This is a genomic window from Pedococcus ginsenosidimutans (genome assembly GCF_039544395.1).
In the GTDB taxonomy this organism is placed as follows: domain Bacteria; phylum Actinomycetota; class Actinomycetes; order Actinomycetales; family Dermatophilaceae; genus Pedococcus; species Pedococcus ginsenosidimutans.
This window is the reverse complement of the sequence record NZ_BAABLO010000004.1, coordinates 675,150-690,429: the sequence shown is the minus strand read 5'-3', so window position 1 is coordinate 690,429 and position 15,280 is coordinate 675,150. Positions and strand designations below refer to the sequence as shown.

The 15,280-nt window shown below is 72.1% G+C and carries 12 protein-coding genes and 1 tRNA gene; 9 read left to right on the top strand and 4 right to left on the bottom strand.

All coding sequences use genetic code 11. The features are described 5' to 3' along the window. Positions 1 to 124 precede the first annotated feature (124 nt). Positions 125 to 931, bottom strand: coding sequence for an ABC transporter permease (locus tag ABEA42_RS08035; RefSeq protein WP_345502366.1), 807 nt, complete (start codon positions 929 to 931; stop codon positions 125 to 127). Next, positions 928 to 1,920 carry an ABC transporter ATP-binding protein gene (locus ABEA42_RS08030; RefSeq protein ID WP_345502365.1) on the bottom strand — a complete coding sequence of 331 codons (993 nt, stop codon included), beginning with the start codon at positions 1,918 to 1,920 and terminating at the stop codon, positions 928 to 930. The genes ABEA42_RS08035 and ABEA42_RS08030 overlap by 4 nt, the downstream gene beginning before the upstream one ends. Before the next feature lie 106 nt (positions 1,921 to 2,026). Between ABEA42_RS08030 and ABEA42_RS08025 the strand changes: the two genes are divergently transcribed. Together ABEA42_RS08025 and ABEA42_RS08020 are read left to right on the top strand one after the other, a co-directional pair. Then, entirely contained in the window at positions 2,027 to 3,448 is a 1,422-nt protein-coding gene (locus tag ABEA42_RS08025) for a hemolysin family protein (protein ID WP_345502364.1), read from the top strand. Continuing rightward, entirely contained in the window at positions 3,445 to 4,479 is a 1,035-nt protein-coding gene (locus ABEA42_RS08020; protein ID WP_345502363.1) for a hemolysin family protein, read from the top strand. Before ABEA42_RS08025 ends, ABEA42_RS08020 begins: the two co-directional genes overlap by 4 nt. A 56-nt stretch (positions 4,480 to 4,535) precedes the next feature. Here the strand turns inward: ABEA42_RS08020 and ABEA42_RS08015 are convergent, their stop codons facing one another. Together ABEA42_RS08015 and ABEA42_RS08010 are read right to left on the bottom strand one after the other, a co-directional pair. After that, entirely contained in the window at positions 4,536 to 5,537 is a 1,002-nt protein-coding gene (locus tag ABEA42_RS08015) for a hypothetical protein (protein WP_345502362.1), read from the bottom strand. A 175-nt stretch (positions 5,538 to 5,712) separates the two neighbouring features. Further along, positions 5,713 to 5,787 (bottom strand) — tRNA-Arg (locus tag ABEA42_RS08010). Positions 5,788 to 5,844: 57 nt separating this feature from the next. Between ABEA42_RS08010 and ABEA42_RS08005 the strand changes: the two genes are divergently transcribed. The 7 genes from ABEA42_RS08005 to rho all read left to right on the top strand — a co-directional run bounded on the left by ABEA42_RS08005 (position 5,845) and on the right by rho (position 15,189). Further along, positions 5,845 to 6,261: a response regulator gene (locus ABEA42_RS08005; RefSeq protein WP_345502361.1), complete on the top strand. Its 417-nt coding sequence runs from the start codon at positions 5,845 to 5,847 to the stop codon at positions 6,259 to 6,261. A gap of 20 nt (positions 6,262 to 6,281) precedes the next feature. Next, the gene (gene argS, locus ABEA42_RS08000; protein ID WP_345502360.1) at positions 6,282 to 7,928 is read left to right on the top strand and encodes an arginine--tRNA ligase; all 1,647 of its coding nucleotides are present in this window, start codon (positions 6,282 to 6,284) and stop codon (positions 7,926 to 7,928) included. Between the two features lie 86 nt (positions 7,929 to 8,014). Then, on the top strand, positions 8,015 to 9,451 hold the full coding sequence (gene lysA, locus ABEA42_RS07995; RefSeq protein ID WP_345502359.1) for a diaminopimelate decarboxylase: 1,437 nt from the start codon (positions 8,015 to 8,017) through the stop codon (positions 9,449 to 9,451). 132 nt (positions 9,452 to 9,583) lie between these two features. Next, positions 9,584 to 10,933: a homoserine dehydrogenase gene (locus tag ABEA42_RS07990; RefSeq protein ID WP_345502358.1), complete on the top strand. Its 1,350-nt coding sequence runs from the start codon at positions 9,584 to 9,586 to the stop codon at positions 10,931 to 10,933. Beyond that, complete coding sequence (gene thrC / locus ABEA42_RS07985; RefSeq protein WP_345502356.1) at positions 10,933 to 12,018, top strand: threonine synthase; 1,086 nt, start codon at positions 10,933 to 10,935, stop codon at positions 12,016 to 12,018. Before ABEA42_RS07990 ends, thrC begins: the two co-directional genes overlap by 1 nt. Then, a complete protein-coding gene (locus tag ABEA42_RS07980; protein WP_345502355.1) occupies positions 12,018 to 12,956 on the top strand; it encodes a homoserine kinase in 939 nt (312 codons plus the stop codon). The genes thrC and ABEA42_RS07980 overlap by 1 nt, the downstream gene beginning before the upstream one ends. A 235-nt stretch (positions 12,957 to 13,191) precedes the next feature. Continuing rightward, the gene (gene rho / locus ABEA42_RS07975; RefSeq protein ID WP_345502354.1) at positions 13,192 to 15,189 is read left to right on the top strand and encodes a transcription termination factor Rho; all 1,998 of its coding nucleotides are present in this window, start codon (positions 13,192 to 13,194) and stop codon (positions 15,187 to 15,189) included. The last annotated feature ends 91 nt before the right edge of the window (positions 15,190 to 15,280 follow it).

Genomic DNA, 15,280 nt, shown 5'->3' with positions numbered 1-15,280 from the left:
GGGGAGCAGGCCCCGAGCGCGGTGCCGCGCCCGCGCGATACCCCTCCCCACCTGCGGGTATGCCGTGGGGCCGGCCTCCTCGCGGAAACCGGCCCCACGACTGTCCACCGTCGGGGTCGGCCGCCTAGCTGATGTCGCTCCGGACGGTCCGCCAGGAACCGAACCCGGCGAGCACCGCCGCGTACGCCGCCAGCACCAGCGCGCCGCCCCACCACGCCAGAGGCTGGCTGGCGTTGGGGTTGCCCGAGGACACCCCGTTGACCATGGCCTGGGTCGCGGCGCTCGGGAGGTAGGGCACGATGTGCTCGCGCCCGAAGTCCCAGAAGCTCAGCCCGAACCCGGCCAGCGGCTCGACGATCCACGCCACCCCGACCGCGATGAGCAGGGCGGCCACCTGGTTGGGGATGAGGATGCCCGCCCCGAGTCCGATCAGGGCCCAGAGGCCGAGCACGAGCAGGCTGAGGGCAAGCGTCCTGAAGACCCCGGAGGTCGGGAACGGCTCGAAGCCCTTGGCGTTGAGGATGAGAGCACCGGCGACGATCGACCCGACCAGCGAGATGATCCCGTAGATGGCGCCGATCCCGAGCAGGGCAAGCACCTTCGCCGCCATGACACGCCCACGCCTCGGCACCCCGAGGAAGGTGCTCGTGATCGTCTTGTGGCGGTACTCGGCACCGATCTGCATCACCCCGATGGTCAGGGTGAGGAGGTAGCCGATGCTCAGACCGCTGGTGTACACGCTGTTGGCGATCTGCTCCGGGCTGCCGGTGGGCGTTCCCTGGCCGGAGCCGTTGTTGAACGAGTCGCTCGTGTACAGGAAGCCGAAGGCGACGGCGAGGCCGGCTCCTGCGACGAACATCGCTATGGCCATGCCCCACCACATGCGGGTGGTGAAGAACTTGCGGAACTCGGCGCGGACGGCGGCGGTCATGCCTGTGCCCCTTCCTGCCCGGTGAGGGCATTCCCGTCGGTCGGCGTCCATGGGCCGAGGTTGCGGTTCGTGCCCTCGGTGAGCTGGAAGAAGACGTCCTCCAGGTCGGTCGTCGCGGTGCGGAGCTCGTACACGGGCAGGCCTGCACGCAGGGCGACGTCGCCGACGAGTCGCAGGTCCGTGGTGTCGACCAGGAGGGCGCCGTCCTGTGCAGAGCTCGTCACGTCGGCGACACGGAGTGCGCCGGCAAGGGCATCAGGGTCGGTGGTCCTGACGATGGCCCCGCCGCTGCCGTGGAGCTCGCTCATGGGGCCCTGCTTGACGAGGCGGCCGTTGGAGATGATGACGACGTCGTCGACGGTCTGCTCCACCTCCTGCAGCATGTGGCTCGAGATGAGGACGGTCTTGCCCTGGCTCGACAGGTGGCGCAGGAACCCCCTCAGCCAGCGGATCCCCTCAGGGTCGAGCCCGTTGGCGGGCTCGTCGAGGATCAGGACCTGCGGGTCGCCCAGCAGGGCCGCGGCGAGGCCGAGCCGCTGCCGCATACCCATGGAGTAGCCCCCCGCGCGCTTGCGGGCGGCCGCGGGGATGCCCACCAGCTCGAGCATCTCGTCCACGCGCGCCGGACCGACGCCCATGGTGTCCGCGAGGACCCTCAGGTGGTTGCGTCCGGTGCGTCCGGGGTGGAAGTTGGTGGCCTCGAGGGCCGAGCCGACCACGGACATCGGTGACTCGATGTCGTGGTAGCGGCGGCCGCCGATGGTGGCCGTGCCGCTCGTCGGCGTGATCAGGCCCAGCAGCATGCGCAGGGTCGTGGTCTTGCCCGCGCCGTTCGGGCCGAGGAAGCCGGTGATCCGGCCGGGCTCGACGGTGAAGGACAGGTCGTCGACGGCGGTGAAGCTGCCGAACCGCTTGGTGAGGTTGCGCACCTCGATGCGACCGGCGCCGCTGGCGCCGGTGGTGGGTGTGGTCGTGGTGGTGCTCGTCATCGTTCCCCCGGTCTCAGGTCCATGGCGCCATCCTCCCAACTCACGCAGGGGGAGGGTCAACGCGGTTTGTCCCCGGCGCGTCGCGCGACCCTAGGATGGCCGCACTATGACCGAATGGTTGCTGGTCCTCGCCGGCGTGGGGCTGACGGTCGGGACCGCTGTCTTCGTCGCCACGGAGTTCTCCCTCGTGGCGCTCGACCGCCCGACGGTGCAGAAGGCGATCGACTCCGGCGACGGCCGCGCCGAGACCGTGCTGGGCTCGCTGCGCCGCCTGTCGACCCAGCTGTCCGCGGCCCAGGTCGGGATCACACTGACCACCCTCGTCCTCGGCTTCCTCACCACTCCCTCGCTGGGCAAGCTGCTGCAGACCCCGCTCGGAGGGCTTGGGCTCACCGGCGGCACCCTCGACTCGGTCTCCTCGACACTGGCCCTGGCCGTCGCGACGGTCTTCTCCATGGTGTTCGGGGAGCTGCTCCCTCAGTTCCTCGGGATCTCCGCACCCTTGGCGACCGCCAAGGTGGTCGCCATGCCGGTCCGCGCGTTCGCGACCGTGTCCCGCCCCCTGATCGTGGTCCTCAACGGCTCGGCCAACCTGTTCCTGCGCGCCCTCGGCATCACCCCCCAGGAGGAGCTGTCCGGGGCGCGCACCCCCCAGGAGCTGGCCTCGCTGGTACGGCGCTCCGCCGAGGCCGGCACCCTCGACGAGGGGACGGCACGCCTCGTCACCCGGTCGCTGGGGTTCGGTGAGCAGACCGCGGCCGACGTCATGAGCCCGCGAGCGCGGTCCTCGTCGATCGAGCGCACCGCGACCGCCGACGACGTCGTCCGCCTCGCGCGCCGTACCGGCCACTCCCGCTTCCCGGTCACCGGTGAGGACTGGGACGACATCGACGGGGTCGTCCACGTCAAGCGGGCCATCGCCGTGCCGCACGACCGGCGCCCGGACGTGCCCGTCTCGGCCCTGATGGTGCCGCCCCTGCTCGTCCCCGAGACGATCCGCCTCGACCCCCTGCTGCTCATGCTGCGCGAGCACGGCCTCCAGCTCGCCATCGTCGTCGACGAGTACGGCGGCACGGCCGGCATCGTCACCCTCGAGGACGTCGTCGAGGAGATCGTGGGCGAGGTGTCCGACGAGCACGACGTCTTCCGGACGACCGGCCGCGAGCTCACCGATGGGTCGTGGACCGTGCCCGGGCTCTGGCGCCCGGACGAGGTGCGCGACCGCCTCGGCGCCGAGGTGCCCGACGGCCCCGCCTACGAGACCACCGGTGGGTTCGTGATGGCCGAGCTCGGCCGCATACCCGTCGTCGGCGACACGGTGAGCATCCCCGGGTGGGAGATCACGGTCCTCGCCATGGACGGCATGCGGGCCGACCGGCTCCGCTTCCGCGCCCAGGAGCCGTCCGAGGACGAGGGCGGTGAGGGCGCCGGTGCGAGGCGTACGGGTGGCGCTGACGGTGCGGGCGGCGCGGGCGGCGGCGCGCAGCCGGGTACTGCGCGCCGTACGACGGACGAGGAGCGACGGTGAGCGCCGCCGCCGTCTGGGTGACGGTCCTGCTGCTCCTGCTCAACGCCTTCTTCGTCGGCGCCGAGTTCGCGGCCATGGCTGCCCGACGCTCGACCCTCGAGCCGCTCGCCGCCGCGGGTTCGCGCCGCGCCCAGACCTGCCTCGACGCCCTCGAGCAGATGGGGTCGCTGCTCGCCTGCGCCCAGCTCGGCATCACCGTGTGCTCGGTGCTGCTCGGTGCCATCTCGGAGGCGGCGCTGCACCACGCGCTCGAACCCGTGGTCGAGCACCTCTCGCTGCCGACCGGTGTCGCCGACGGTGCCGCGCTGGCCCTCGCCCTGCTGGTCGTGGTCTACCTGCACGTCGTCGTGGGGGAGATGATCCCCAAGAACCTCGCGCTCGCGGGGCCGGAGCGCTCGGCGCTGGTCCTGGTCCCCGTCCTGATGGTCGTCACGCGCGCGCTGCGCCCCGTCATCTCGGTGATGGAGCACCTCGCCAAGGCCCTGGTCCGGCTGTTCGGCGTGGAGCCCAAGGACGAGATCGCCTCGACGTTCACGGTGGAGGAGGTCGAGCACATCCTCGCCGAGAGCCACCACGAGGGGCTCATCGAGGAGGGGCAGCACGGGCTGGTCGGCGCGGCGCTGGAGTTCAGCGACAAGGACGCGGTCGACGTCGCCGTGCCCCTCGACGACCTGGTGACCCTGCCCGTCACCGCGACCCCTGACGACGTCGAGCGGCTCGTGGCCAAGCGCGGCTTCTCCCGCTACCCGCTCGTCGACCGCGCGGGCACGCTGGCCGGCTACCTGCACCTCAAGGACGTGCTCTACGCCGACGACACCGAGCGTGACATCGCCGTCCCGGTGAAGCGGGTGCGCAAGCTGGCCACCGTGCAGGCCGCCGACGAGGTCGAGGACGTGCTGCGGACCATGCAGCTGACCGGGGCCCACCTGGCCCGGGTCGTCGACACCGACGGGGTCGACATCGGCGTCGTGTTCCTCGAGGACGTCATCGAGGAGCTCGTCGGCGAGGTCACCGACGCCTCCCAGCGCTGACCGCGGACCACCTGCACGTCCGCGGGCGGCTGGACGCGTCTCGAGGGTCTCACCAGTCATTGACACCTCGAGGTGGTGGCAAACCGCCCTGTCCAGGCCGGGTCAGGACGTTCTGCCACCACCTCGACGTCGAGGTAGGCGGCCAGCCGATGCAGGAGGGCGCGTCGCCGGGCCGGGTTGACGTGGTCCGAGCGGGTCAGCTCGACGTACTTCCACCCGTCGTCCTCCACGAGGAGCCGCCGGCTGATGTCGTCGTCGCCGCGGCGGAAGCTGCCGAAGTGGTGGGCGCCCTGGTACTCGCCGACGACCTTGCGGGCCCGCCAGACGAAGTCGCCACGGCACAGGAACCCTGACCCGTCGGCCGCCATGACCGGCACGTTGACCTCCGGTTCCGGGAGGCCGTGGCGGCAGAAGAGCAGGCGGCTGCGGGTCTCCATGGCCGAGTCAGCGCCGACCCTCACCCAGGCCAGCGCCTCACGGAGCGCCCTGACCCCGCGGGCGCCCCGGCCCCGGCGGTCGAGGGCCTCCTCCAACGGCTCGGTGCTGCCCGCCATCCTCGCCACCCGGTCGCCGACGACCACCAGGTCCTCCACCCCCAGCAGGCCACCGAGGTCGACCCAGGTGTCTGCCGCCGAGACCACCAGGACGCCGCCGACGGGCACGATGCGACGCGACTGCAGGCCGAGGTGCGGCTTCACGCCGGGACGGTCGACCGGGTTGCGCCCGGCCGGCCGCATGACGTGCAGGGGGCGCGCGTGCTCGTGGCTCCGGGGCAGGGGCAGTCCGTGGAGGAGGGCAGCGGTGCAGTGCGAGTAGGCCGCGTCGCGGGGCAGGACGAGCGAAGCTGCCCTCGCATCGGCCAGGACCAGGGCCCCGACGCCTGCACCGGCCGAGCCCGCGTCGCCCACCTCGAGCGCCAGCCGCCGCACGCCGTCGAACGGTCGCTCGAGGTCGCCGCCACGCAGCCGGCCGTGGGTCAGGCCGACGGACAACGCCTCGGTGGTGCTGAAGGCGCGTGTGGCGAGGTGCGCGGGCAGCTGCGTCGGGCGACGGGGCATGACGGCAGCGTGGCGCAGGAGCGCAATACCGGTCCGCGGTCATCCACAGGCGGCCCGACGACGTGGTGGGCCGCCTCGTCGACGTGGTGGCAGATGGCCCTGTTCAGGCCGGGACCCGGGCGATCTGGCACCACTTCGGCACCACGAAGGCCAGCCGCGTCGCGACTGGCCTCGTTGGTGCCCCCGGCAGGATTCGAACCTGCGCTCCCGCCTCCGGAGGGCGGTGCTCTATCCCCTGAGCTACGGGGGCCGATGCACGTCCTGTGGTGGACGCGCTCGGTGAGGTTAGCAGCCTAGGGTGTGCTCCATGGAACCCGGGGGACTGGTGGTGGTGTGCGACGACACCGAGCCGATCCGTCGCCTCATCCGGGTGAACCTCGAGCTCGAGGGTTTCGAGGTCGAGGAGGCCTGCGACGGCGGCTCCCTGCTCGACCTGCTGACCGGTCGGGCCGACCGGGGTGAGGAGCTCCCGGGAGTCGTGACCCTGGACGCGCAGATGGAGCCGCGCGACGGGTGGTGGGCCATCAGCCGGATCCGTGCCGACCCGCGGCTGGCCGACATCCCGGTCGTCATGGTGACGGCCTCGGTGCAGCAGCACGACAGGGTGCAGGCCCGGGCCTCCGGCTTCGACGCGTTCGTGTCGAAGCCGTTCGACCCCGAGCAGCTCATCGAGCTCGTCCGTGGCTACATGACCGGCGGCAGGGGCCACTCACCCGCCCACTGAGGTCACCCTAGACTTGCCCGGTGACTCCCGAACAGCTCTCCGCTGCCCTGCGCACCGCCCTCACCGACGCCGTCGCCGCCGGCGACCTCGCCGTGGACGTGCCCGCGGAGGTCCGCGTGGAGCGCCCGAGGAACCGCGACCACGGCGACTGGTCCACCAACGTCGCGCTGCAGCTGGCCAAGGGGGCCGGTATGCCGCCGCGCGACGTGGCGGCGCTGCTCGCCGACAGGCTCGGCCGGGTCGACGGGGTCAAGGCCGTCGACATCGCCGGACCCGGGTTCCTCAACATCACCCTCGACGCGGCGTCGGCCGGCGAGCTGGCGCGCAGCATCGTCGAGGCGGGCGCCGCATACGGTCGCAACGACTCCGAGGCCGGCCACGTCATCAACCTCGAGTACATCTCGGCCAACCCCACCGGGCCCCTGCACCTCGGGCACACCCGCTGGGCGGCGCTCGGTGACGCCATGGGCCGGCTCCTGACGGCTTCGGGTGCACAGCTGACGAGCGAGTACTACCTCAACGACGCCGGTGCGCAGATGGACAAGTTCGCCCACAGCGTCCTGGCCCGGGCCAAGGGGCTGCCGACCCCCGAGGGCGGCTACCCCGGCGCCTACATCGACGACCTCGCGGCATCGGTCCTCGAGCAGCGCCCCGACGTGGTCGACCTGCCCGAGGCAGAGGCCCTCGAGGTGGCCAAGGAGATCGCCTACCCGCTGCAGCTGGCCGACATCCGCGACACCCTGGACGCCTTCGGGGTGCGGTTCGACGTCTGGTTCTCCGAGAAGTCCCTGCACGACGCCGGAGCCGTGGAGCAGGCCGTGGAGCGGCTGCGCGAGCAGGGCCACGTCTTCGACCAGGACGGTGCGGTCTGGCTGCGCACCACCGACTTCCTCGACGACAAGGACCGGGTGCTGATCCGGGCCAACGGTGAGCCCACCTACTTCGCCGCCGACGCCGCCTACTACCTGTCCAAGAAGGACCGCGGCTTCGACGAGAAGATCTACCTGCTCGGGGCCGACCACCACGGCTACATCAACCGCCTCAAGGCCATCGCCGCCTGCGCGGGTGACGACCCGGAACACAACATCGAGGTCCAGATCGGCCAGCTGGTCAACCTCGGCGGCGCGAAGCTCTCCAAGCGGGCGGGCAACGTCATCGAGCTGCGCGACCTGATCGGGTGGATCGGCACCGACGCGATCCGCTACTCCCTGTCGCGCTACCCGGCCGACAGCCCGCTGTCCCTCGACGGCGAGGAGCTGCGCAAGCAGACCAACGACAACCCGGTCTTCTACGTGCAGTACGCCCATGCGAGGACCTCCAACGTCGCGCGGCTGGCGCGCGAGGACGGGGTCCTGCGCGAGGACGGCTTCGACCCGGCCCTGCTGGGCGACCCGACCGAGGCGGCCCTGCTGGCCATCCTCGGCGACTTCCCCCGGGTGGTCGCCCAGGCGGCGCACCTGCGCGAGCCGCACCGTGTCGCGCGCTACCTCGAGGACCTCGCCGGCCACTTCCACAAGTGGTACGACACGTGCCGTGTGCGGCCGATGACCGCCGACGAGGAGGTCACCGACCTGCACCGCAGCCGGCTGTGGCTCAACGACGCGACGCGCCAGGTGCTGGCCAACGGCCTGCACCTGCTCGGGGTCTCGGCACCCGAGCGCATGTGACCCCACCGCGGTCCGTCGTGTGACGCTGGTGCGACGCCGGCGGGACCGGCGGGCACGCGGACGGAGCAGGGAGAGGCAGGACGACGATGCGCGCTCACGAGGCAGGCGCCCTCCACGCCGAGGGGTACGGCGGGCCGCCGCACTGGCTGCCCACCCCGGGTGACGTCAACGAGCTGATGCCGCAGCTGTGGCCGCAGACCGTCACCCGTGACGACGAGGGCCGCCTCACCGTCGGCGGCCTCGACGTGGTCGGTATCGCGCGGGAGTTCGGTACGGCCGCGTACGTCCTGGACGAGGAGGACTTCCGCGCGCGGGCCCGGGCGTTCCGCGACGACTTCGCCGAGCCGTTCGCAGGGCTCGGGGGAGTCGACGTCTACTACGCGGGCAAGGCGTTCCTGTGCACCGAGGTGGCCCGGTGGGTGGCCGACGAGGGGCTGTGCCTCGACGTGTGTTCCGGTGGCGAGCTGGCGGTCGCGCAGCGTGCCGGCTTCCCGGCGCAGCGAATCGGCTTGCACGGCAACAACAAGAGCGTCGCAGAGATCCGCCAGGCGCTGGCCTACGGCGTCGGCCGCATCGTGGTGGACTCGTTCGAGGAGATCGAGCGCATCGCAGCGGTCGCGGCCGAGCTCGGGGTGCGGGCGCCGGTGATGGTGCGCGTGACCGTGGGCGTCGAGGCCCACACCCACGAGTTCATCGCCACCGCCCACGAGGACCAGAAGTTCGGGTTCTCCCTCGCCGGGGGACGGGCCGCCGAGGCCGTGGCGCGGATCCTCGAGCACGCCGACACCCTCGAGCTGCTGGGGCTGCACTCCCACATCGGCTCCCAGATCTTCGACACCTCGGGCTTCGAGGTCTCCGCCCGCCGTCTCATCGGGCTGCACGCCGACGTGGCCAGGGTCCACGGCGTGCACATGCCGGAGCTCGACCTCGGCGGCGGCTACGGCATCGCCTACACCTCCGAGCACGAGCCGTTGTCCCCGCGGCGGCTCGGCGAGCAGATGGCCGACCTGGTGACCCGTGAGCTCAAGGCCGTCGGCGACGGCGGCCCCGGCACCCCGGCACCCAAGGTGTCGATCGAGCCGGGCCGGGCCATCGCCGGCCCGAGCACCTTCACCCTCTACGAGGTGGGCACCGTCAAGGACGTCGACCTCGGCGGCGGGGCGAAGCGCACCTACGTCTCGGTCGACGGCGGCATGAGCGACAACATCCGCACCGCCCTCTACGACGCCGACTACTCCTGCACCCTGGCGAGCCGCCGCTCGGAGGGCGCGCCGCGGCTGGCCCGCGTCGTGGGCAAGCACTGCGAGAGCGGCGACATCGTCGTCATGGACGAGTACCTCCCGGACGACGTCACGGCCGGCGACCTGCTCGCCGTGCCCGGCACGGGGGCCTACTGCCGCAGCATGGCCAGCCAGTACAACCACACCCCGCGTCCCCCGGTGGTCGCGGTGCGCGACGGGAAGGCACGGGTCATCGTGCGGCGCGAGACGGTGGAGGATCTGCTGGCCCTGGATGTCGGGTGAGGAGATTTCCCGTGCTGCCCCCGATGCGGCACGAGAACGTCCGGATGACGGAACAATGAGCGTCCACACCGTGGTCACCGGCACCATGGGCCGGTCCGCGACAAGCCTTCCGGGGCGCTTGAGGAGCACGTGGTGAGTGACAGCCAGAAGGCGACGGCCGGCGAGCCGCTGCGCGTCGCCCTGCTCGGGTGCGGCGTGGTGGGGTCCTCGGTGGCCCGCATGCTCGTCGAGCACGCCGACGACCTCGCGGCCCGGGTGGGCCGCCCGCTGGAGCTCGTGGGGATCGCGGTGCGCCGCGCGGGCCGCGACCGCTCGGACCTGCCCGTCGACCCGTCGCTCTTCACGACCGACGCCGACTCCCTCGTCACCCGGGCCGACATCGTCATCGAGGTCATCGGCGGCATCGAGCCGGCCAAGGGACTCATCGAGAAGGCCATGGCCCACGGCGCGTCGGTCGTGTCCGCCAACAAGGCGCTGCTCGCCGAGGCGGGGCCGAGCCTGTACGCGTCCGCGGCCCTGCACGGCGTCGACCTCTACTACGAGGCCGCGGTCGCGGGCGCCATACCCATCCTGAGGCCCATCCGGGAGTCGCTCGCGGGCGACGACGTGCGCAAGGTCCTCGGCATCGTCAACGGCACCACCAACTACGTCCTCGACAAGATGGACACCACCGGCATGGGGTTCGCCGAGGCCGTAGAGCAGGCCCAGGCGCTCGGCTACGCCGAGGCCGACCCGACCGCCGACGTCGAGGGCTTCGACGCCGCCGCGAAGGCGGCCATCCTCGCGTCCCTGGCGTTCCACACCCGCGTGTCCAGCGACCAGGTGCACCGTGAGGGCATCACCGAGGTGAGCGCCGCCGACGTGCAGGCCGCGCGCGAGATGGACTGCGTCGTGAAGCTCCTCGCGATCTGCGAGCGCACGGAGGTCGCCGGCCCCGACGGCCGGCCGACGCCGGGTGTCAGCGTCCGCGTCCACCCCGCGATGATCCCCCGGTCCCACCCCCTCGGTGGGGTGCGTGACGCGTTCAACGCGGTCTTCGTCGAGGCCGACGCGGCCGGCCAGCTCATGTTCTACGGCAAGGGAGCCGGCGGCGACCCGACTGCCAGCGCGGTCCTCGGCGACGTCGTCGCGGTGGCGCGCCACCGGGTCGGCGGCGGGCACGGACCGGGGGAGTCCGCCTACGCCGACCTGCCCGTCCTGAGCATGGGCCAGGCACTCACGAGGTACCACATCAGCCTCGCGGTGGCCGACCGTCCGGGTGTCCTCGCCCAGGTCGCCACGGCCTTCGCCGCGCACGACGTGTCGATCGAGACGGTCCGCCAGAAGGTCGTCGAGGGGGAGGACGGCTCGCCCACCGAGGCCAGCCTCGTCGTGGTCACCCACACCGCCCCCGACGCTGCGCTGTCCGCCACGGTCGAGGCGCTCGCAGCGCTCGACACCGTGCGCGAGGTCACCTCCGTCATGAGGGTGGAGGGCGCCTGATGGCCACCTTGTGGCGGGGCGTCATCCGCGAGTACGCCGACCGCCTCCCGACCCTCGCCGGTGCGCCGGTGATCACGCTCCAGGAGGGCGGCACGCCGCTCATCCCGGCCGAGCACCTGTCCTCCCTCACCGGCGCCAACGTCCTGGTGAAGTACGAGGGCCTCAACCCCACCGGTTCGTTCAAGGACCGCGGCATGACCGCGGCGATCTCCGTCGCCGCGCGCAACGGAGCCAAGGCGGTCATCTGCGCGTCCACCGGCAACACGAGCGCGAGCGCGGCGGCCTACGCCACCAAGGCCGGCATGGCGTGTGCGGTGCTCGTGCCGGACGGCAAGATCGCGATGGGCAAGCTCAGCCAGGCCATCGCCCACGGGGCCACGCTCCTGCAGGTCGCCGGCAACTTCGACGACTGCCTGACGCTGGCGCGCAAGCTCGCGGAGGCCTACCCCGTCGAGCTGGTCAACTCGGTCAACCCCGCCCGCATCGAGGGCCAGAAGACCGCCTCGTTCGAGGTCGTCGACGCACTCGGTGACGCTCCTGAGATCCACTGCCTCCCGGTCGGCAACGCCGGCAACATCACCGCCTACTGGAAGGGCTACCGCGAGTACCACCGCGACTCCGAGCAGCCGGGTCCCGCGACGCGGTTGCCGCAGATGTGGGGCTTCCAGGCCGCGGGTGCGGCACCCATCGTCCTCGGTCACCCCGTCGACGAGCCCGACACGGTCGCCACGGCGATCCGGATCGGCAACCCCGCGTCGTGGAAGCAGGCGGAGGCCGCGCGCGACGAGTCCGGCGGCCGCATCGAGTCGGTGACCGACGAGCAGATCCTGCACGCCCACCGGGTGCTGTCGTCGCGTGAGGGCATCTTCGTCGAGCCGGGTTCGGCTGCCTCGGTGGCCGGCCTGCTCCAGGCCGCGGAGGCGGGTCACGTGCCCGCCGGCGCCACGATCGTCTGCACCGTCACGGGACACGGCCTCAAGGACCCGCAGTGGGCCCTGCGCAACGCCGACGGCTCCGACGTCACCCCCACGCGGGTCCCTGTCGACGCCTTCACCGCAGCCCAGGCCCTGGGGCTGGACGGCTGATGGCGGCTGCCCTGCGACCGGGGGCGGCCGTGGAGGTGCGGGTGCCGGCGAGCAGCGCCAACCTCGGCCCGGGCTTCGACTCCGTCGGTCTGGCGCTCGGGCTCTGGGACACCTGCGAGGCCACGGTCACCGAGGCGCCCGGCCTGCACATCGAGGTGGCGGGGCAGGGTGCGGGGGAGGTGCCGCTCGACGCCACGCACCTCGTGCACCGGTCGATGGTGCGCGCCTGGGAGGAGCTCGGCGTCACGCCCCCCGAGGGCCTGCGGCTGCGCTGCCGCAACGAGGTGCCCCACGGGCGCGGGCTGGGCTCGTCGGCCACGGCCATCGTCACGGGAATCGTTGCGGCACAAGGGCTGCACGACGTGTCCCGTGGTGCCGGGGGCGACCTCGACCTCGCGTTCGCCAACACCCTCGCCGCGCGGCTGGAGGGCCACCCGGACAACTCCTCGGCCTCCGTCCACGGTGGCCTGACGCTGTCGTGGTCGGACGGTGGCGACGACCCCACGCACACCCTGCGCATGGACCTGCACCCCGACGTCCACGTGCTCGTGCTGGTGCCGGCCACGCAGCTGTCCACGGCCAAGGCCCGCTCGGTGCTGCCCACCCACGTCAGGCACGGCGACGCCGCCCACAACTCGGCCAGGGCCGCGCTACTGGTCCAGGCGCTCTCCGCGCACCCCGAGCACCTCCTGGCCGGCACCCGCGAGTGGCTCCACCAGGAGGCCCGGCGCGAGTCCTTCGGCGGGTCCATGGAGCTGGTCGACCGGCTCCGGGCCGCCGGTCACGCAGCCGTGATCTCCGGCGCAGGTCCCTCGGTCCTCGTGCTCTCCACGCGGGACGCCGCAGGGGGCGTGGAGGCCCTCGTCGACGACGCGTGGGACGTCCTGTCGCCCGGTGTGCCGACGACAGGTGCGCAGGTCAGACGCCTCGGTGGCTGAGGCGACAATCTGGGCACGATGGACTTCCGGCGCAGGCAACGGTGTTACATTGAGCACGCACTCGCAGCCGATGGCGCCCCCGCCCATCCACCAGCGGGCTGCACCCTCCACATGCTGGCGGCCTTGACGCCGCCCGCCTCGCTGTGCCGCATGTGGCTCCACTGGTCAGCATCGCCTGACCCAAGCACCGGCCCGGGATCTGAACCCGGCCGCATACGAGGGGGAAGGATCCTTCGTGACAGACACCACCACTCTCGACACTGCGTCGTCGCAGGACGAGAAGCCGCGCCGCTCCGGCGCGCTGAGCACCATGAAGGTGGCCGAGCTCCAGGGGCTCGCCGCGAGCATGGGCATCACCGGCACCGCCAAGATGCGCAAGGGTGACCTCGTCACCGCCATCAAGGACCGCCAGTCCGGTGGCCCCGCGCCGCGCCAGGACAACGGCCGCTCCGCGACGAGCGAGCCGGCCGTGAGCCGTACCGCGCCGGCCGCCGAGAGCGCCCCCGCCGCCACCGAGCCCCGCAGCGAGTCCCGCACCGAGTCCCGCACCCACTCCGACTCCCGCGCCGAGGGCGCGGACTCCGGGCAGGAAGGGGCCCCGCGCACCCGCCGCGAGCGTGGCGAGCGCCGTGAGCGCACCCAGCAGGCCCGCGAGGAGCGCCAGCAGGCGCGCGAGTCCGGCACCGAGCGCCAGCAGCACGAGGACCGCCAGCAGGGCGAGCGGAGCGACCGCCAGCAGCCCGACCGCGGCGAGCGCCAGCAGGCCCGCGACGACCGCGCCGACCGCCAGCAGGCCCGCGACGACCGCAACGACCGGCAGCAGGCCCGCGACGACCGCAACGACCGGCAGCAGGCCCGCGACGACCGCAACGACCGCCAGGGCCAGCGCGACCAGCAGCAGGACGGCCAGCAGCACCAGGGCCAGCAGCAGGGCCAGCAGCAGGGCTACGGCGACGAAGACGGCGACGGCCGCGGTGGCCGCCGTCGCAACCGCAACCGCAACCGCAACCGTGACAAGCGCGGTCGCGGCCGCGAGTACGGCGACTACGACAACGAGCCGCAGGTCGCGGAGGACGACGTGCTGGTCCCCGTGGCCGGCATCCTCGACGTCCTGGAGAACTACGCGTTCGTCCGCACCTCCGGCTACCTGCCCGGGTCCAACGACGTCTACGTCCCGCTCGGCACCGTGAAGAAGAACGGCATGCGCAAGGGCGACGCCGTCACCGGCGCGGTCAAGGCGCAGTCCGACGACCAGCAGCAGAACCAGCGTCAGAAGTTCAACGCGCTGGTGCGCCTCGACACGGTCAACGGGATGTCGCCGGAGGAGGCCCGCAAGCGGGTCGAGTTCGGCAAGCTCACGCCGCTCTACCCCCAGCAGCGACTGCGCCTCGAGACCGACCCGCACTTGCTCACGACCCGGGTCATCGACCTGGTCGCCCCGATCGGCAAGGGCCAGCGCGGCCTCATCGTCGCCCCCGCCAAGGCGGGCAAGACGATGGTGATGCAGGCCATCGCCAACGCGATCACCACCAACAACCCCGAGTGCCACCTCATGGTCGTCCTCGTCGACGAGCGGCCCGAAGAGGTCACCGACATGCAGCGCGCGGTCAAGGGCGAGGTCATCTCCTCGACCTTCGACCGCCCGGCCGAGGACCACACCACGGTCGCCGAGCTGGCCATCGAGCGCGCCAAGCGCCTCGTGGAGATGGGGCACGACGTCGTCGTGCTGCTCGACTCCATCACCAAGCTGGGCCGGGCCTACAACCTCGCCGCCCCGGCGAGCGGCCGGATCCTGTCCGGTGGCGTCGACAGCGCCGCGCTCTACCCGCCGAAGAAGTTCTTCGGCGCCGCCCGCAACATCGAGAACGGTGGCTCGCTCACCATCCTCGCCACGGCGCTCGTCGAGACGGGGTCGCGCATGGACGAGGTGATCTTCGAGGAGTTCAAGGGCACCGGCAACATGGAGCTCAAGCTCGACCGTGGCCTGGCGAACCGGCGGATCTTCCCGGCCGTCGACATCAACAACTCGGGCACCCGCAAGGAGGAGATCCTCCTCTCGGGCGAGGAGCTCAAGATCATGTGGAAGCTGCGCAGGGTGCTCGCCGCCCTCGACCAGCAGCAGGGCATCGAGCTGCTCATCGACCGCCTCAAGAAGACCCGTAGCAACATGGAGTTCCTCATGCAGGTGCAGCAGAACTCCTCGCTGCGACCCGGGGACGAAGAGCACAGCTGACCGCCTGGTGGGACACCCACCAGTCCGACCGGGGCTCGGCACCGAAGAGGTGGCGGGCCCCGGTCGCGTGCGGACGCGTTGGTCGGGCAGG